Here is a 17,921-nt window from a genome sequence, read left to right as displayed (position 1 = left end):
TCGCGAGTGTGCCCGGGTCGGGCTGACAGGATGTGACTCCCCACCGGCGCCCTCCAACCGGCGCTGGACGCGCCGGCCGGAGCCTCTGCGCGGCGTGAGCCCACGAGCGGGTTGCGCGTCCTGGCTGCCCGACAAATGAGGAGAGGGCCGCCCATTAGGGCGACCCTCTCCTCATTTGTCGGGCTGACAGGATTTGAACCTGCGACCCCTTGACCCCCAGTCAAGTGCGCTACCAAGCTGCGCCACAGCCCGTGGCATGTCGTTCGATTCCGGCGAGCGGCTCCGAACAACTTGTCTATAGTAGCGCCTTCTGGGAGGGGAAAGTGACACGAGCACGAGCGAACGACACGAGCCACCGAAGCGCCGACAGGAGAACACCGTCCACAAGTCACGCTCCCGTAACAGAACCCCCGAGCGGCCCGAAAACCGCGGAAGTACGTCGATGTGGATGCATAGAATCGACCGCAGAGACGCGCTGCGGGGATGACCCGGACGGCCCCCGCAGCGCTCTCACCCAAATTAGGTAGCCGAGTTTGGGACTGACAGTCCAAAACTCGGGTTTTCCCCGTGTTCGGCGTTGCATAATTGACCATGCCCGAGTCAACCGCCTTACCCGCAGTAGTATCCAGACGTCAGGGCGCGTCCGTCAACCTTGCCGAACCCCGAGCGGCGAGAACCCATGAAGCCTTGACGACCGCCTTGTTCGAGCTCCTCCGTGAGCACGATCTCACCGAGATCAGCATCTCCGAACTGTGCCGCACCGCCGGCGTTCACCGCACCACCTTCTACGGCCATTACGGCGACATCTTCGCCTTCGCCGCAGACTCCTTCGCGAGCATCCTCGACGAGATGTCGAACGGAGGCGACGAGCCCGAACTCGCCGCCGAACGCTCACCCAGCGAAGACGCCGCAGAAGAAAACAACCCCGCCCCCGACCTCACCGACCTCGACCACGCCCAACTCACCACCCGCGGCACGGATGCGGTGCGCCAAGCCTTCGAACACGTCGCCGAGAACCGCGCCGCCTACCGCATGATGTTCAACACCCGCGTCGACGCCGGCTTCCGCCGCGAGCTCTTCGTGCGCATGTTCCACCTCGCCTCCCTCACCATCGCCGCTTGGCGGAGCCAGGGCGGCACCTCCCCCGCCATCGACACCCCCACGGCCGCGGCGTTCATCGCGGGCGGCATGGTGGGCGTGCTCGAAGACTGGGCGAACAGCGACGACACCGACATCGAGGCCCGAACCTCGTCGGTTCTCCTCCTGTCCACCGCGTGGTGTGCCGTGCCCGACCTCTCCGATGCCGTGAAATAGAGGGGTGCCCCTCACCGAGACCGACGCGCCCGACGCGCCCGCCCCGACCCCCGCATTCGCTTCCCCTCTCGCCCTCGCGATCGACGTCGGCGGCACCAAGGTCGAATCGGCCCTGGTCGCCGCCGACGCCACCGTGCTCGCCGGCACCCGCCACCGCGCCCCCACCGGTGCCGGCAGCAGTGCCGACGAGATAGCGGATGCGGTGGGCCGCGTCATCGACGCCACCCTCGCCGCCACCCCACCCGGCTCCGTCATCGCGGGAGCGGGAATCGGATGCGCGGGGCCGATCTCCATCGAACGCGGCAGCGTCTCTCCGCTCAACCTGCACGCCTGGCGCGACTTCCCGCTCGCCGAGCTGGTGCGCGAGCGCTCGGGCCTCGATCACGTGGTGCTGCGGCTCGACGGCCTGTGCATCCTGCTCGCCGAGCTGTGGGCGGGCGCACTGCAGGGCAGCCGCAACGCGATGGGCCTGGTCGTGTCGACCGGCATCGGCGGCGGACTGCTGCTCGAGGGCAAGCTCATGGGCGGCCGCACCGGCAACGCCGGGCACGTGGGGCAGATCCAGCTGCACACCCGCGCGGCCGACAGCCACGGACTCGACCTCTCCGTCACCCTCGAGGGCATCGCCGCCGGCCCGAACATCGTGTCGTGGGCGCGTGAGCACGGCTTCGCCGGCACCTCAGGCGAAGAGCTCGGCGCCGCGGCCGCCGCCGGCGACCCGCTCGCCCGCGCGGCGATCGAGCGCTCGGCCCACGCCGTGGGCGAGGGCATCGCGAGCGTCTGCGCCCTGGTCGACCTCGAGGCCGTGGCCATCGGCGGCGGCTTCTCGAAGGTGTCGCCCGACTACATCGACCTCGTGCAGGCGGCCGTCGACGAGGTGGCCCCGCTCAGCACCATCCCGGGCGTGCGCGTTCTCCCGTCAGCCCTCTCGGGCGACGGCCCCCTCATCGGCGCCTCGGGCCTCGTCCACCACCCCCACTACCTCCCCTGACGCGGCCCGCGCCCGCACCCCGCCCTCACCGACAAAGCGCGAAGTGCCCCCTCCCACCCGGGAAGGGGGCACTTCGCGCACTCTCGACGCCGGGGCCGGGGCCGGGACCGGGCCCGCACCGCGCGACCCGCGCCCTACCGCTTGCGCTTCTCGCGCACCCGCATGTTCACCACGATCGGCGACCCCTCGAACCCGTAGATCTCGCGCAGGCGGCGCTGCACGTAGCGCCGGTACCCCGGGTCGAGGAACCCGGTGGTGAACAGCACGAAGGTCGGCGGCCGCGACGCGGCCTGCGTGCCGAACAGGATGCGCGGCTGCTTCCCACCCCGAACCGGGTGCGGGTGCGCCGCCGTGAGCTCGGCGAGGAACGCGTTGAACTTGCCCGTCGGAATGCGCGTGTCCCACGAGTCGAGCGCGAGTTCGAGCGCCGGCACGAGCTTCTCGAGGTGCCGCCCGGTGCGCGCCGAGATGTTCACCCGCGGCGCCCACGTCACGTGGTGCAGGTCTTGCTCGATCTCGCGCTCGAGGTAGCGGCGACGGTCGTCGTCGAGCAGGTCCCACTTGTTGAACGCGAGCACGAGCGCCCGCCCCGACTCGAGGACGAGGTCGATGATGCGCAGGTCTTGCGTCGAGATGGGCTCGGTGACGTCGAGCACCACCACGGCCACCTCGGCCTTCTCCAGAGCAGCGGATGTGCGCAGCGACGCGTAGAAATCGGCCCCCTGCTGCAGATGCACCCGCTTGCGGATTCCCGCGGTGTCGACGAAGGTCCACACCTTGCCGCCCAGCTCGATCTGCTCGTCGACGGGGTCGCGCGTGGTTCCGGCCATCTCGTTCACGACGACCCGCTCCTCGCCCGCCGCCTTGTTGAGCAGCGAGCTCTTGCCCACGTTCGGCCGCCCGAGGATGGCGACGCGCCGCGGCCCGCCCACCTCCTGCTTGGCGACTGCCGACACCTCGGGCATCTTCTCCATCACGAGGTCGAGCAGGTCGGCGACGCCGCGCCCGTGCAGCGCCGACACCGGGTGCGGCTCACCGAGCCCGAGCGACCAGAGAGCGGATGCCGCGGGCTCCTGCCGCACGTCGTCGACCTTGTTCGCCGCCAGGAACACGGGCCGCTTGGCCCGCCGCAGCAACTTCACCACGTGCTCGTCGGTCGCGGTGGCCCCCACGTTGGAGTCGACGACGAACAGCACCACGTCGGCGAGGTCGATGGCGACCTCCGCCTGCGCCGCGACCGCGGCGTTGATGCCCGCGGCATCCGGCTCCCACCCGCCGGTGTCGACGAGCGTGAACCGGCGCCCGGCCCACTCGGCTTTGTAGGCGACGCGGTCGCGGGTGACACCGGGGGTGTCTTCGACGACCGCTTCGCGTCGGCCCAGGATGCGGTTGACCAGCGCCGACTTGCCGACGTTCGGCCGCCCCACGATGGCGAGCACGGGGAGTGCGGGCAGGAAGAACTGCCCGTCGGGGTAGTCGTCGTTCAGCTCGAGCAGGTCGAGGTCGCCCTCGTCGAGCTCGTAGTCGTCGAGGCCGGCGCGCAGTGCGGCGGCCCTCTGCTCGGCGAGGTCGTCGTCGACCCCGTCGAGCCGCGACGCGAGGTCGTCGGCCTCGGCCTCGAACTCCTCGATCTCGACGTCGGCACCGGAGCCGCCGGAGTCGGCCCCGCCAGGCCCGTAGCCCGAGAGCTCGTCGTTCGGATTCTGCTTGTCCACCATGCGAGGTCCTCGCTGTCTGTCGGGCCCGCCCTAGTGGGAGCGGCCTGTTTCCGTGAGATCGATGCGGTCGTGCACGACCTCCACCACCCGTGCGACGGTCTGGTCGAAGTCGAGGTGGGTCGAGTCGACGGTGGTCACACCGTCGGCGGCGTTCATGAAGTCGACGACCCGCGAGTCCGCCTGGTCGCGAGACCGCAGCGCGGCGCCGACCTTCTCGGCCGACTCGCCCGTCAACTCCTTCGAACGCCTGGCCATTCTAGCCTCTTCACTGGCCGTGAGCAGGATGCGCACCGGAGCATCCGGAGCCACCACCGTCGTGATGTCACGCCCCTCCACCACCACGCCCGGGAACTCCGACGCGGCGACGATGGCCCTGAACCGCTCGTTCAGCCACACCCGCACCTCGGGCACCCGCGCCACGAGACTCACCACGGCGGTGACGCGCGGCTCGCGGATGGCGTCGGTCACCTCGGTCTCCCCCACCCGCACGAAGTAGTGCTCGGGGTCGGTGCCGATGCGGAAGTCGAAGTCGTCGAGAGCGGCGATGACGACGGATGCGTCCTCCGCGTGGACCTGCCGCTCCAGCAGACTCCAGGCGAGCGCCCGGTACGAGGCACCGGTGTCGAGGTACCCGAAGCCGAGCTCCCGCGCCGCGGCCTTGCTCACGCTCGACTTGCCGCTGCCCGCGGGCCCGTCGACCGCCACCGTCACGGGCTCCCGCCCGCTCGCGCCGTTCGCTCCGCTCACTCCGCTCGCACCCTCGTCCACCCGCACTTCTCCCACCCTCCCGCTGACCTCCGCCATCTCCGCCTCACTCATCCCCACGTCGGGAGAACTCCATACCCGTCGTCGCCGCAGCCGCTCATCCCGCGATCCTCCACCCGCGCGCGGCGAGCGCCTCCGTCAGCCGCTCCAGCACCTCGGGCAGCACCGAGATCTCGGCGAGACCCACCTGCGCCCCCGGTGAGTGCTCGAGCCGCAGGTCTTCGAGGTTCACGCCCTCCTCGCCCACCTCGGCGAACAACCGTGCGAGCTCCCCGGGCTTGTCGTCGACCATGACGACGAGCGAGGCGTACTTCTTGTCCTGCCCGTGCTTCCCCGGTATCCGGGCCACCCCGGCGTTCCCCGCCGCGAGCCCTTCGGCGATGCCCCGCCGAGCCCCCGGCGCCGCCGGGTCGGCGAGCGCCTCGATGAACCGGTCGAGATCGTCGCGGAACGCCGTCAGCTGCGACACCACGAGCGGCGCGTTCGCCCCGAGGATCTGCACCCACAGCTCGGGGTCGCTCGCCGCGATGCGCGTCACGTCGCGCAGCCCCTGCCCCGCGAGGTTGACGGCCGAGTCGGGTGCCGCGATGAGCCGCTGCGCGAGCACCGACGACACCACCTGCGGCACGTGCGAGACAAGCGCCACACCGGCGTCGTGGTCGGCGGCGGTCATCTCGACGAGGGTCGCCCCGAGGTCGAGGATGAGGTCGTCGACCGCGGCCGCCGTCTGGTACGAGATGGCAGGATGCCCGGCCACCACCCACGGGCGACCCACGAACAGATCAGCGCGGCCCGACATCGGCCCGCCCTTCTCCCGCCCGGCGAGCGGATGCGACCCCACGTACCGGGTGAGGTCCCCCCCGGCCTCGGCCACCGCATCCAGGATCGGCTGCTTCACGCTCGCCACATCGGTGACGACCGCACGCGGGTACGCCGACAGCTCGCGCACGATGACCGAGGCCGTCACGTCGGGCGGCACGCACACCACGATGAGCTGCGGCTCGTCGCCGTCGGTCGCCCGGCGCCCCGCTCCGTAGTCGATGGCGATGCTCACGTTGGTGGGTGACGCATCCGACAGGATCACGTCGACCCCGCGCGCCCGCAGCCCGAGCGCGATGCTGGTGCCCAGCAACCCCACCCCGACCACCCTCACGGGCCCCGTCAACCGGCTCTCCACCACGACTACTTCCTTCTCTTGTTCTTCGCGGGCCGGTCACCCGGCGCCGTGCTCCCCGCAGCGTCCCGCCCGGTTCCCGGCACAGTGCCTGGCGCCGTGCTCCCCGCAGCATCATGCCCGGCATCCGCAGCACTACCGTGCCCGGCATCCGCAGCGCCCTCCTGCCCGGCACCCGCCGCGCCCTCCGCCCCCGCGTCCCGCGACAGCGTCAGCAGCGCCCCCACCTCGGCCCGCGTCAGCTCCCGCATCCCGCCCGCCTTCAGCGTGCCGAGGTTGAGCGGCCCGAATGACCGCCGCACGAGCTCGACGACCGGGTGCCCCACCTCCGCGAGCATCCGCCTCACGATCCGGTTCCGCCCCGAGTGCAGCGTCAGCTCCACGAGCGAGGTCGCCCGCTCGACGTCGAGCAGCCGCGCCTTGTCGGCGGCGATCGGCCCATCGTCGAGTGTCACGCCCGCGGTCAGCCGCGCCACGGTCTGCGGCGTCACCCGCCCCTCCACTTTGGCGATGTACGTCTTCATCACCCCGAACGACGGATGCGCCAGCACGTGCGCGAGGTCGCCGTCGTTGGTGAGGATGAGCAGCCCGCTGGTCTCGGCGTCGAGCCGCCCCACGTTGAACAACCGCTCCTCGAACGAGTCGGTGAAGCGCCGCAGATCGGGCCGGCCGCGCTCGTCGGAGAGCGAGCTCACCACCCCCACCGGCTTGTTGAGCATCACGTAGCGCTTCGCGGGGTCGAGCTGCACGGCCACCCCGTCGACGGCCACGAGGTCGACCGCGGGATCGATCCGCCGCCCGAGCTCGGTGACGATCTCGCCGTTCACCTCGACCCACCCGGCCTCGATCATCTGCTCCGACACACGCCGCGACGCCACCCCGGCCGCGGCCATCACCTTCTGCAGCCGCACGCCCTCGGGCGCCTCGGCGTCGTTCCACGGCGGAATCTCGAACGGGGTCATCGCACCTGTCCTGTCTCATCGAAGCCTTCGCTGCCGTCGTCGAGCAGCGGCGAGATGCGGGGCAGCTCGTCGAGGGAGTTGATGCCGAGCTGGGTCAGCAGCAGATCGGTCGTGCCGTAGAGGATCGCCCCGGTCTCGGCCTGCGTCGACACCTCGGTGATGAGCCCGCGGCTGAGCAGCGTGCGCACCACCGAGTCGACGTTGACGGCACGGATGCTCGCCACGGCTCCCCGGGAGATGGGCTGCTTGTACGCGATCACCGAGAGCGTCTCGAGCGCCGCCTGCGAGAGCCGTGACGGGTTCTGCGTGGTCACGAAGTCGCGCACCAGCTCGTCCCAGTCGGCGCGCACGTAGATGCGCCAGCCGCCCGCCACCTCGCGCAGCTCGAAGCCGCGTCGCACGCTGCCGGGCGCGACACCGTCGTAGTCGTCGACGAGTCGCTCGATGGCCTGCCGCACCACGGCGACGGGCCGCCCCACCGCGGTGGCCAGCGCCACGAGCCCCTGCGGCTCGTCGGCGACCATGAAGATCGCCTCCAGCGCCCGGTCGACGTCGACCGTCTGCGGCGCAGTCCCGGTGTCGGCGGCGGGCGCCTCCACGACCGTCTCGCTCTCAGCTGTCATAGTCCGCCCCCAGGTTGGCCAGGTTCTCCTCGCTCCAGTTCTCCGCCGTCCAGGTGAGCGTGAGATCGCCGAGCGGCTCCAGCTGCTCGAACGAGATCGACGCGTGCCGGTACAGCTCGAGCACGGCGAGGAACCGCGCGATCACCACACCCTTCTCGACGATCCCCGCGATCAGCTCCCGGAACGACACCGGCCCACCCCGCCGCAGCACCGCCACGACGTGCGCCGCCTGCTCCCGGATGCTCACCAGCGGCGCGTGCAGATGCTCGAGCCCCACCACGGGCAGCTCGCGCGGCGTCATCGCCACCACGGCGAGCGCGGCGAAGTCGTCGGCCGAGAGCGTCCACACCAGCTCGGGCGTCTGCTGCCGGAACTTCTCCTCCAGCCGCACCACACGAGGCCACCGCGTGGCCTCCTGTTCGAACTTCTCCGCCAGCCACGCCGACACCACCTTGAACGCCCGGTACTGCAACAGGCGCGCGAACAGCAGGTCGCGCGCCTCGAGCAGCGCCACGTCTTCGGCGTCGACGAGCTCGCCCTGGGGCAGCAGCCCCACGATCTTCAGGTCGAGCAGCGTCGCCGCCACCACCAGGAACTCGGATGCGCGGTCGAGCTCCTCCGCCGAGTCCAGCCCCTTGAGGTAGCCGATGAACTCGTCGGTCACCCGGCTGAGCGACACCTCGGTGATGTCGAGCTCGTGCTTGGTGATCAGCGAGAGCAGCAGGTCGAACGGCCCCTCGAAGTTGTCGAGGCTGAGCGAGAAGCCGGGCGTCGCCTCGGGAACCGCCGCCTCCGAGAGCCCGGCAGCGGCATCCGTCTGCACAGACACCGACGTGCCCGCCGGCCCGCCCGCCACGCGGGGCTCAGGCGATCGCGCCACGCGCGACGAGCTCCCTGGCCAGCTGCTTGTACGCCTTGGCGGAGTTGTGCTCCGGCGCGAACTGGGTGATGGGCTTGCCCGCCACCGTCGCATCCGGGAACTTCACCGTGCGCCCGATCACCGTCTCGAACACCTTGTCGCCGAAGGTCTCGACCACCCGCTCGAGCACCTCGCGCGAGTGCAGGGTGCGCGGGTCGTACATGGTGGCGAGGATGCCGTCGAGCACGAGCGCCGGGTTCAGCCGGTCGCGCACCTTGTCGATGGTCTCGACGAGCAGCGCCACACCGCGCAGCGCGAAGTACTCGCACTCGAGCGGGATGAGCACGCCGTGGCTCGCGGTGAGCGCGTTCACGGTGAGGAGGCCGAGCGAGGGCTGGCAGTCGATGAGGATGACGTCGTACCGGTCGCTCACCTTGCGCAGCACCCGCGCCAGGATCGACTCTCGCGCCACCTCGCTCACGAGGTGCACCTCGGCCGCGGAGAGGTCGATGTTCGCCGGGATGATGTCGAGCCCGGGAACGCTCGTGGGCTGGATGGCCTCGAGCGGGTCTTTGACGTTGCCGATCAGCAGGTCGTAAATGGTGATGGCGTCGTGCGTCTGCACCCCGAGCCCCGCCGACAGGGCGCCCTGCGGGTCGAAGTCGATGGCGAGCACGCGCCGGCCGTACTCGGCGAGCGCCGCCCCCACGTTCACCGAGGTGGTGGTCTTACCCACCCCACCCTTCTGGTTGCAGAGCGAGATGATGCGGGCGGGCCCGTGCGAGGGCAGGGGCGCGGGCACCGGGAACTCCGTGACGGGTCGGCCGGTCGGCCCGAGCTTCGCCACCTCGATGCCGTCGAGCTCGGAATCCGCGGTCTTGGCCGTTCTCGTGTTCCTCGGCACCGACGTCACTCCTGTTCCTGGCCGCCATCCCGGCGGGCCTGATCGATTCTAACGGGCGGCGCGCATCCTGGTCTCGTGCCTCACCGGGCTCGCGGATGCGCGGTGAGATACATGTCGATGAGCGTGTCGGCGGTGAGCTGGGTGTAGAGCTGGGTGGTGGCGACGGAGGAGTGGCCGAGGAGGTCTTGCACGACCCGCACGTCGGCCCCGCCCTGCAGCAGGTGGGTGGCGAAGGAGTGCCGGAAGGTGTGCGGCGAGATGTGCACCTCGAGCCCGGCGCGCTCGGCGGCGGACTGGATGACGAGCCACGCGCCCTGTCTGCTCAGCCGCTGGCCCCGGATGCCCAGGAAGAGCGCCGGCGTCGCGGCTCCCCGCTTCGACAGCTCGGGCCGTACGCGCACGAGGTAGCTGTCGAGGGCGGCGCGGGCGTAGCTGCCGACGGGCACGATGCGCTGCTTGCTGCCCTTGCCGGTGACCCGCACCATGTCTCCGTCGTGCACGTCGTCGACGTTCAGCCCCACCAGCTCGGAGATGCGGGCGCCGCTGGCGTAGAGCAGCTCGAGCAGCGCACGGTCGCGCAGCGACACGAGGTCGTCGCCGGCCGTGGCGCTCAGCAGCCGCTCCATCTGGTCGATGGTGATGGCCTTGGGCAGTCGCAGCCCGAGTTTCGGCGGCTTGACCTCGCGCGCGACGTCGGCGGCGACGGCGCCCTCCTCGGCGAGGTGCCGGTGGAACCCGCGCACGCTCGACAGGATGCGCGCCACCGACGCCGCACTCATCACCCCGCCGTCACCCGTGCGCAACGACTGGGTGAACGCGGCGATGTCGGCCTCAGTCACCTCCCCGAGCTCGTCGACCCCTGCCCCCGCCAGCCACCCCGTGTACCGCGCGAGATCGCGCCGGTACGCGGCGACCGTGTTCTCCGACAACCCCCGCTCGACGGTCACGTGTCGCAGAAAGCCCTGCACCGCACGTTCGACCCCCGCCGCCACGGGCCTCCCTGCGCCCGACAGCGCGACCGCGACCGCGCCTGCGCCCGCGCCCGGGCCCGCAGGAGCGCCGCGCGGCGGCTCGAGTGGAGAACTCCGCGCGTCCACGCGTTCAGCCCCCCTGGCGCTCCGGCCAGGCGGCGTCGGCGGGCCGCAGGGTGCCCCAGCCGCGGGCGCGGGAGGCCTGCGCGGCGAGCGCCCCGATCACGAGCGACGGGTTCTGCACCCGGCTCGCCAGCACGGCGTCGACGAGCTCGTCTAGTCCCACCCAGCGCTGCTCCATGTCGGCCTCCTCGCCCTCGCGCTCGAAGGTCGAGCCGGCCGGCCGCAGCCCGCGCGCCAGGTAGATGCGAATCGCCTCGTTGTTGCCGCCGGGCGTGGTGAGGTAGTCGATCAGCACGTGCCACTCGTCGGCCTCGAGGTCGACCTCCTCGGCGAGTTCGCGCTGCGCCGCGGCGAGCGCCGGCTCCCCGCCCACGTCGAGCAGCCCCGCGGGCGGCTCCCACTCGCGTCGCCGCACCGGGTGCCGGTACTGCTTGATGAGCAGCACCCGGTCGTCGTCGTCGAGCGCGAACACGGCGACGGCGCCCGGGTGGTCGACGAAGTCGCGCCGCAGCGTGCCGTCGCCGTAGGCGAAGGTCTCGCGCCGCACGTCCCAGATGTACCCGTCGAACACCACCTCGCTCGACGTCGCCTCGACCGGCGCCACCTCGTCGGCGAGCAGGCCCCGCTCGCCCACCCCGCCCGGCTCGTCCACCCCGCCCGACTCAGGCATCCGCATCCTGCACCGCGAACAGCCGGCTCGCCTCCTGGCGCTCGAGGGCAGCGCCCACGAGCCCCTTGAACAGCGGATGCGGGCGCGACGGCCGCGACCGCAGCTCCGGATGCGCCTGGGTCGCGATGTAGTACGGGTGCACGTCGCGCGGCAGCTCGACGTACTCCACGAGGTGCCCGTTGGGCGACAGCCCCGAGAACCACAGTCCCGACTCGGCGATCTGGTCGCGGTAGGCGTTGTTGACCTCGTAGCGGTGGCGGTGGCGCTCCGACACGCTCGACGCCCCGTACACCTCTTCCGCGATCGATCCGGAGGCGAGCGATGCCTCGTAGAGACCCAGACGCATCGTGCCGCCGAGGTCTCCCCCGGCGATGATGTCGACCTGCTCGGCCATGGTCGCGATGACGGGGAACTCGGTGTCGGGGTCGAACTCGCTCGACGACGCGCCGGGCAGCCCGGTGACGTGCCGCGCGTACTCGATCACCATGCACTGGAGGCCGAGGCACAGCCCGAGCGTGGGGATGCCGTTCTCGCGCGCGAACTGCAGCGCCCCGAGCTTGCCCTCGATGCCGCGCACGCCGAAGCCGCCGGGCACGCAGATGCCGTCGACGTCCGACAGCTCGCGCGCCGCACCCTCGGGCGTCTCGCAGTTGTCCGACGGGATCCACTTGATCTTCACCTTGGCCCGGTGCGCGAAGCCGCCGGCCCGCAGCGCCTCGGTCACCGAGAGGTAGGCGTCGGGCAGGTCGATGTACTTGCCCACGAGTCCGATGGTGACGTCGTGCTTGGGCTCGTGCACCGCATCCAGAATCGGCTGCCACCGCGCCCAGTCGACGTCGCCGGTGGAGTCGCCGAGGTCGAGGTGGTCGACGATGTAGGCGTCGAGACCCTGCGAGTGCAGCATGGTCGGGATGTCGTAGATCGACGGCACGTCGACGGCGTTCACGACCGCGGCTTCGTCGACGTCGCACATGAGCGCGATCTTGCGCTTGTTGCTCTCGGAGACGGGGCGGTCGCTGCGCAGCACCAGCGCATCCGGCTGGATGCCGATGGAGCGCAGGGCCGCCACCGAGTGCTGGGTCGGCTTCGTCTTCTGCTCGCCCGAGGCGTTCATGAAGGGCACCAGCGAGACGTGCACGAAGAACACGTTCTTGCGGCCGAGCTCGTGCCGCACCTGGCGGGCCGACTCGATGAACGGCTGCGACTCGATGTCGCCGACCGTGCCGCCGATCTCGGTGATGATCACGTCAGGCCGAGACGCGTCATGCGCCTGCAGCCGCATGCGCCGCTTGATCTCGTCGGTGATGTGCGGAATGACCTGCACCGTGTCGCCGAGGTACTCGCCGCGCCGCTCCTTGGCGATGACGCTCGAGTAGATCTGCCCCGTGGTGACGTTCGCCGCCTGGTTGAGGTCGATGCCGAGGAAGCGCTCGTAGTGCCCGATGTCGAGGTCGGTCTCGGCCCCGTCGTCGGTCACGAACACCTCGCCGTGCTGGAACGGGTTCATCGTTCCCGGGTCGACGTTGAGGTAGGGGTCGAGCTTCTGCATCACGACGCGGAGCCCGCGTGCGGTGAGCAGATTGCCCAGGCTGGCCGCTGTAAGGCCTTTGCCGAGTGAGGAGACGACACCCCCTGTGACGAAGATGTGCTTCGTCAGTTTCGTCTCGTTCGTACGTTCCGCGTCATGAGCTTCATCCACGGAGTTCCATCCTAACAGTGCTCTCGTCGGCCTGGTCGTCGTCACTCGCATCCGTGTCGCCGGGCGCGTCGATGAGCACAGCGGATGCTGCGTCCTCCGCCTCCACGGCGGCGCCGCCGTCGCCCGGCCATCGCGCCGACCGCTGCAGCACCTCGACGACGAGCAGCAGCAGCACCGCCGCCACGGCCGTCCACACGATCTGGCCGGTCGAGAGCGGACGCACGAACACGATGATCGCGGCGGCGATCACCCCGATCAGCACCTGTACGAGCACTCGCTGCCGGCCGAGGAACCGCCCGAACGCACCCGTCGAGATGCCCCGCCGGTCGCCGACCCGCCGCAGCCTCCCGACACCCTCGCCGAACGCCGATCGCAGTGCGGGCGCGGGCCGCCACGGTCCGAGCACCCAGCAGATGACCATGACCGTGAAGCCGAGCGTCGCGACCGCGGCGATCGACGCGGCGATGAGCGAGGTCACCCCGTCGTACACCGCCGACACCGCGGGGCCCGGAACGTACTGCGCCGTCGACGCGATCGCCACGATGTTCCCGACGCGCAGCGCGACACCGAGCAGCACCATCACCACCCCGAGCGCGAGGCCGGTCGCGAACAGGGTCACGACGCGGCGCTTCGCGATCGCCACCCCCGCGGCGAGGAAGAGCAGCGCGACGACGGGCAGCCACTGCCCCACGCCGACGGCGAGCCCGTAGAGCAGCGTGAGCTGGCTGAGGCTCGCTGACTGCGTCACCACGATCCCGATGTCGACGCTCGGGATGGCCTCGGCGAAGCCCAGCCCCTGCGCCACCATCGCCCCCTTCACGGCGTCGATGATCGGCCCGAGCTGAATGCTCAACTCCCCCGTCGACGATATCGACAGCGCGCTGCCGGGGTCGTTCGTCAGCGCCGCGACGAGCTGCTGATGGCTGATGCGCAGCGTCTGCTGCCAGATGGTCTCGAACGCCTCCGAGTCGACGACGTTCGTCACGATGGTGGTCGCCAGCGTGCGCAGCCCGAGCGCGGCGGGTGTCTGCAGGGCCTGAAGAGCAGCGGATGCGCGGGGCGGCAACCCCAATTGGTCGACGGCCTCGAACACCTCGCGGGTCGACTGCTCGAAGTCGACCTGCTCGTCGACCACCGTCATCACCTGGTCGACGAGGAACGCCTTGACCGCCGGGTCGTGCGCCAGCGGACCGAAGGTCGCCACGAAACGGTCGGTGTCGACGAGCTGGCCTTGGGCCCAGTTGCCCACGAGCGCGACGGGTGCGAGCAGCAGCCCGATGACGACGAGCACGACGGAGGCGACGGTGCGCCCGCGCTGCCGGCGTCGGCGGGGCGCTGTCTCGGAAGACGGAGCGGCCGGAGCGGCGAGCACCGCGTCCGCACGCTCAGCTGCCGACCGGGCCTCCTCGCGCAGCAGCTCGTTCTCGGTCTGCAGACGCTGCACCAACTCCTGGAGCTGGCCGTTCGTGAGTCGCGCCATCGTCCACCCTCCACCCCGGGGCCGGAAGCCGACGCTTCTCAGCTGGCTATCAGTGTGGCACAGCGAGCGCCTGCGCCGTCTCGAGCAGTTCGGCGGCGTGGGCGAGCCCCGACTCCGAGTCGGGCAGGCCTGAGAGCAGGCGCGCCATCTCGGCGAGGCGTTCGTCTCCGTCGAGCGGAACGATGTTGCTGGCCGTCACCGGTGCGTCGAGGTCTTTCTCGATGCGGAGGTGGTTCGTGGCGAAGGCCGCGACCTGGGCGAGGTGCGTCACGACGATCACCTGCGAGGTGCGGGCGAGGGCGGCGAGCCGTCGCCCGATCTCGATGGCCGACGCCCCGCCGACCCCGGAGTCGACCTCGTCGAAGACGAAGGTCGGAACCGGGTCGGCAGCGGCAAGCACCACCTCGATGGCGAGCATGACGCGCGAGAGCTCACCGCCCGAGGCGCCTTTGTTGAGGGGCCGCGGCTCGCTACCCTCGTGCGGCCGCAGCAGGAACTGCACCACGTCGCCTCCCGAACTCGCGAGCTCCTCACGAGGAAGCACCTCGACGACGAAGCGGGCGTTCGGCATGGCGAGGGCGGCGAGTTCGCGGGTGACCTGCTCGGCGAGCGCCTCCCCTGCCGTGCGCCGCAGCGCGGTGAGGCGCTCGGCGAGCCGCCCGAGCTCGGTGACCTCGTCGTCGACCAGTGCGGTGAGCTGGTCGATGCGGTCGGAGTCGGAGTCGAGTTCGAGCAGCCGCGGTTCGGCGTCGGCGGCGAAGGCGATCACGTCGTCGAGCTCAGGCCCGTACTTGCGGGTGAGGGCTCCGAGGTCGGCCCGGCGCTCCTGCACCCGGTCGAGCTCGCCCACCTCGTCGGTCTCGAGGGTCGCCGCGTAGCTCGCCAGCTGGGTCGAGAGGTCGGAGACGAGGAAGCTGGCCTCGGCGAGCGCCGACACGATCGGCGCGAGCGCCTGGTCGTGGTGGGCGACGCGCTCGAGGCTGCGCCGTGCGGAGTCGATGAGCCCGACCGTGTCGGGCCCCTCGCCGCTCTCGCTCGAGATCGACTCCTTGGCCTCGGCGGCGGCGAGCCGCAGGTCTTCGAGGTTCGTGAGCCGGCCGGCGAGGTCGGCGAGCTCGGCGTCTTCGCCGGCGACCGGTGCCACGGCGGCGATCTCGTCGATGGCGGCCCGCAACTGCTCAGCCTCGCGCAGGCGTGCGCTGCGCTCGCTCACGAGCGCCTCGATCTCGGCGGTGTGCCCCTGCCACGACGAGAACAGGGTGCGGTACTCCGCGAGCAGCTCGGCGAGCTCGCGCCCGCCGTAGCTGTCGAGCGCGCTGCGCTGGGCCGACTGGCTCTTCAGGCGCAGCTGGTCGCTCTGGCCGTGCACGACGACGAGCGCGTCGCCGAGCTCGGAGAGCACGCTGATGGGCGCCGAGCGCCCGCCGACCACGGCGCGGCCGCGCCCCTCGGCCGACACCGACCGCGACAGGATGACCTCGGCCGGGCCCTCAGCGACCTGGTCGTCGACGTCTCCCCCGGCTTCGCGCACCCGCTCGGCCACGACGCCGTCGCGCGGCACCAGGATGCGCCCTTCGATCCACGCCTGAGCCGCTCCGCTGCGCACGGCGCCGGAGTCCGACCGCTCACCGAACAGCAGCCCGAGCGCCGACACCACCATGGTCTTGCCGGCCCCGGTCTCACCGGTGACCGCGGTGAAGCCAGGGCCGAGCGGCAGAACCGCCTCGCCGATCACACCGAGGTCTCTGATGGAGAGTTCTTCAATCACTGTCGATGGGCCCTCTCCACCCGTTCACGGGCAGGTTGAACTTGCGCACCAGCCGGTCGGTGAAGGGTGCCTGGTGCAGGCGGGCGAGCTTCACGGGCACGGGCGACCTCCTCACCACGACACGCGCGCGCTTCGGCAAGTCCCACATGCGGCGGCCGTCGCTCCACAGCACGGCGCCGCCCTGGGTGCGGTCGAGCACCTCGACGGCGAGCGCCGAGTCGGGGCCCACCACGAGCGGGCGCGCGAACAGGGCGTGGGGGCTGAGCGGCACCATCAGCAAGGCGTCGAGGCTCGGCCAGACCACGGGGCCACCCGCCGAGAAGGAGTACGCGGTGGAACCCGTCGGGGTCGACATCACCACGCCGTCGCAGCCGAAGCTCGACAGTGGTCGCCCGTCGACCTCGACGACGACCTCGAGCATCCGCTCCCGGCTCGCCTTCTCGACCGTCGCCTCGTTGAGCGCCCAGGTCTCGTAGACGACCTCCTCGCCCACCTTCACGCGCACCGAGAGCGTCATGCGCTCCTCGACCTCGTAGTCGCGGGCCAGCGCGCGGTTGACCGTCTCGGTGAGGTCTTCGCGGTCGCTCTCGGCGAGGAAGCCCACGTGCCCCAGGTTCACCCCGAGCAGCGGAACGGCCGAACCGCGCACCACCTCCGCGGCACGCAGGATAGTGCCGTCGCCGCCCAGCACGATGACGAGTTCGAGGTCGTGCACCGAGACCCCGCGGCCGAGGGTGAACACCTCGCCGAGCTCGCTCAGCACCGCCGCGTCGTCGTCGGAGTCGAACGGCGCGAGCACCGGCCGAACCCCTGCGGCCCGCAGCTGCCGGCACACGCTCTCGGCCGCCTCCACCGAGTCTCGGCGGCCGGTGTGCAGCACCACGAGCATGTATCGCTCAGCTGACACGCTCATGCTCCTGTCATCTCCGTCACTCGCTCCAACCATTCTGTCGGATGCGTTCCCACCCGCCGGTCGAGCCAGACGAGGTATTCAAGATTGCCCGCATTTCCCGCGATCGGCGAGCGGATGAGACCGGCTGTGGACAACCCGAGGTCGAAGGCCGCCCAGAGAACAGAGGCCACGGCGTCGGCGCGCAGCGCCGGGTCTCGCACGATGCCCTCCTTCACGCCCGTACGCCCGACCTCGAACTGTGGTTTGACGAGCAGCACGAAGTCGGCTTCGGGCGTGGCGACGGCCTTGAGCGCCGGCAGCACGAGAGCGAGCGGAATGAACGAGAGATCGGCGACCACGAGCTCCGGCGCCTCCTGCACACCGGAGGCGCCGGCGAGCGTCTCCGGGGTGGCGTAGCGGAGGTTGAACCCCTCGACCTGCACCACGCGCTCATCGCGCGCCACGATGGGGTCGAGTTGCCCGTGGCCCACGTCGGCGGCGATCACCTGCCGCGCCCCGCGCTCGAGGAGCACCTGGGTGAACCCGCCGGTCGACGCGCCGGCGTCGAGTGCGAGCCGCCCGTCGACCCGCACGCCGTCGAAGGCGTCGAGTGCGGCGATGAGCTTGTTGGCGCCGCGGCTGACGTAGCGGTCGACCGCGTCGACCGAGACCAGCTGACCCTCGCGCACCGGGAACGACGCCTTCACCACGGGTTCACCGTCGACGCGCACGTAGCCGTTGGCGATCAGTCGTGCCGCATGGGTGCGCGATCGCGCGAGCCCGAGCGCGGCGACCGCTGCATCGAGACGTGCTTCAGGCATGGGCTCCCTGATCACCCGGCACCGTGGCCGCAGCCGCGGAGTCGCCGCCCTCGAGCCGTCTGGTCAGCTCGTCGTGAACCTGCGCGTAGGCCTCGGCCCTGTGCTCGAGCGGCTGCTCCTCGATCACCCGCAACCGCGGAAGGAGGGCGTCGTCGTGGTCGTCGTGGTTCACGATTCCAGCGTACCC

Annotated in this window: 16 protein-coding genes, 1 tRNA gene and 1 pseudogene; 2 read left to right on the top strand and 16 right to left on the bottom strand. The window is 71.0% G+C overall.

The features are described 5' to 3' along the window. Positions 1-178: 178 nt before the first annotated feature. Positions 179-252: transfer RNA gene (locus HL652_RS05190), tRNA-Pro, on the bottom strand. A 435-nt stretch (positions 253-687) separates the two neighbouring features. Between HL652_RS05190 and HL652_RS05185 the strand changes: the two genes are divergently transcribed. Beyond that, complete coding sequence (locus HL652_RS05185; protein ID WP_171704301.1) at positions 688-1,314, top strand: TetR/AcrR family transcriptional regulator; 627 nt, start codon at positions 688-690, stop codon at positions 1,312-1,314. Between the two features lie 4 nt (positions 1,315-1,318). Further along, positions 1,319-2,305, top strand: coding sequence for an ROK family protein (locus HL652_RS05180; RefSeq protein WP_171704300.1), 987 nt, complete (start codon positions 1,319-1,321; stop codon positions 2,303-2,305). Between the two features lie 134 nt (positions 2,306-2,439). On the opposite strand, the gene der is transcribed toward HL652_RS05180, so the two are convergent. The 15 genes and pseudogenes from der to HL652_RS05105 form a co-directional block, all read right to left on the bottom strand. Then, positions 2,440-4,023: a ribosome biogenesis GTPase Der gene (gene der, locus HL652_RS05175; RefSeq protein ID WP_171704299.1), complete on the bottom strand. Its 1,584-nt coding sequence runs from the start codon at positions 4,021-4,023 to the stop codon at positions 2,440-2,442. Between the two features lie 30 nt (positions 4,024-4,053). Next, positions 4,054-4,770, bottom strand: a complete 717-nt coding sequence (gene cmk / locus HL652_RS05170) for a (d)CMP kinase (protein WP_253743819.1) — start codon at positions 4,768-4,770, stop codon at positions 4,054-4,056. Between the two features lie 115 nt (positions 4,771-4,885). After that, positions 4,886-5,968, bottom strand: a complete 1,083-nt coding sequence (locus HL652_RS05165; RefSeq protein WP_171704298.1) for a prephenate dehydrogenase — start codon at positions 5,966-5,968, stop codon at positions 4,886-4,888. A 185-nt stretch (positions 5,969-6,153) separates the two neighbouring features. Further along, positions 6,154-6,924, bottom strand: a pseudogene (locus HL652_RS05160) (pseudouridine synthase); the annotation flags it as partial. Continuing rightward, on the bottom strand, positions 6,921-7,547 hold the full coding sequence (gene scpB / locus HL652_RS05155) for an SMC-Scp complex subunit ScpB (RefSeq protein ID WP_171704296.1): 627 nt from the start codon (positions 7,545-7,547) through the stop codon (positions 6,921-6,923). The gene scpB and the pseudogene HL652_RS05160, both read right to left, overlap by 4 nt. After that, positions 7,537-8,376 (bottom strand): segregation and condensation protein A, encoded by an 840-nt coding sequence (locus HL652_RS05150; RefSeq protein WP_371743637.1) that lies wholly within the window; start codon positions 8,374-8,376, stop codon positions 7,537-7,539. Before HL652_RS05150 ends, scpB begins: the two co-directional genes overlap by 11 nt. A gap of 34 nt (positions 8,377-8,410) precedes the next feature. Next, entirely contained in the window at positions 8,411-9,259 is an 849-nt protein-coding gene (locus tag HL652_RS05145) for a ParA family protein (RefSeq protein WP_253743816.1), read from the bottom strand. 131 nt (positions 9,260-9,390) lie between these two features. Beyond that, positions 9,391-10,323, bottom strand: coding sequence for a site-specific tyrosine recombinase XerD (gene xerD, locus HL652_RS05140; protein WP_171707192.1), 933 nt, complete (start codon positions 10,321-10,323; stop codon positions 9,391-9,393). 88 nt (positions 10,324-10,411) lie between these two features. Continuing rightward, complete coding sequence (locus tag HL652_RS05135; RefSeq protein WP_171704293.1) at positions 10,412-11,074, bottom strand: NUDIX domain-containing protein; 663 nt, start codon at positions 11,072-11,074, stop codon at positions 10,412-10,414. Continuing rightward, positions 11,067-12,791 (bottom strand): CTP synthase, encoded by a 1,725-nt coding sequence (locus HL652_RS05130; RefSeq protein WP_305848748.1) that lies wholly within the window; start codon positions 12,789-12,791, stop codon positions 11,067-11,069. The genes HL652_RS05135 and HL652_RS05130 overlap by 8 nt, the downstream gene beginning before the upstream one ends. Continuing rightward, positions 12,766-14,253 carry a hypothetical protein gene (locus tag HL652_RS05125; protein WP_171704292.1) on the bottom strand — a complete coding sequence of 496 codons (1,488 nt, stop codon included), beginning with the start codon at positions 14,251-14,253 and terminating at the stop codon, positions 12,766-12,768. The genes HL652_RS05130 and HL652_RS05125 overlap by 26 nt, the downstream gene beginning before the upstream one ends. 49 nt (positions 14,254-14,302) lie before the next feature. Then, positions 14,303-16,021, bottom strand: a complete 1,719-nt coding sequence (gene recN, locus HL652_RS05120) for a DNA repair protein RecN (protein ID WP_171704291.1) — start codon at positions 16,019-16,021, stop codon at positions 14,303-14,305. After that, the gene (locus HL652_RS05115; RefSeq protein ID WP_171704290.1) at positions 16,014-16,934 is read right to left on the bottom strand and encodes an NAD kinase; all 921 of its coding nucleotides are present in this window, start codon (positions 16,932-16,934) and stop codon (positions 16,014-16,016) included. Before HL652_RS05115 ends, recN begins: the two co-directional genes overlap by 8 nt. After that, entirely contained in the window at positions 16,931-17,734 is an 804-nt protein-coding gene (locus HL652_RS05110) for a TlyA family RNA methyltransferase (RefSeq protein WP_171704289.1), read from the bottom strand. Before HL652_RS05110 ends, HL652_RS05115 begins: the two co-directional genes overlap by 4 nt. Further along, positions 17,727-17,906 carry a hypothetical protein gene (locus HL652_RS05105; RefSeq protein WP_371743578.1) on the bottom strand — a complete coding sequence of 60 codons (180 nt, stop codon included), beginning with the start codon at positions 17,904-17,906 and terminating at the stop codon, positions 17,727-17,729. Before HL652_RS05105 ends, HL652_RS05110 begins: the two co-directional genes overlap by 8 nt. Positions 17,907-17,921: the final 15 nt, after the last annotated feature.

This window comes from Herbiconiux sp. SALV-R1, from assembly GCF_013113715.1.
GTDB lineage: Bacteria > Actinomycetota > Actinomycetes > Actinomycetales > Microbacteriaceae > Herbiconiux.
Note: the sequence above shows the minus strand (reverse complement) of the source record. Positions and strands in the feature narration are given on the sequence as shown.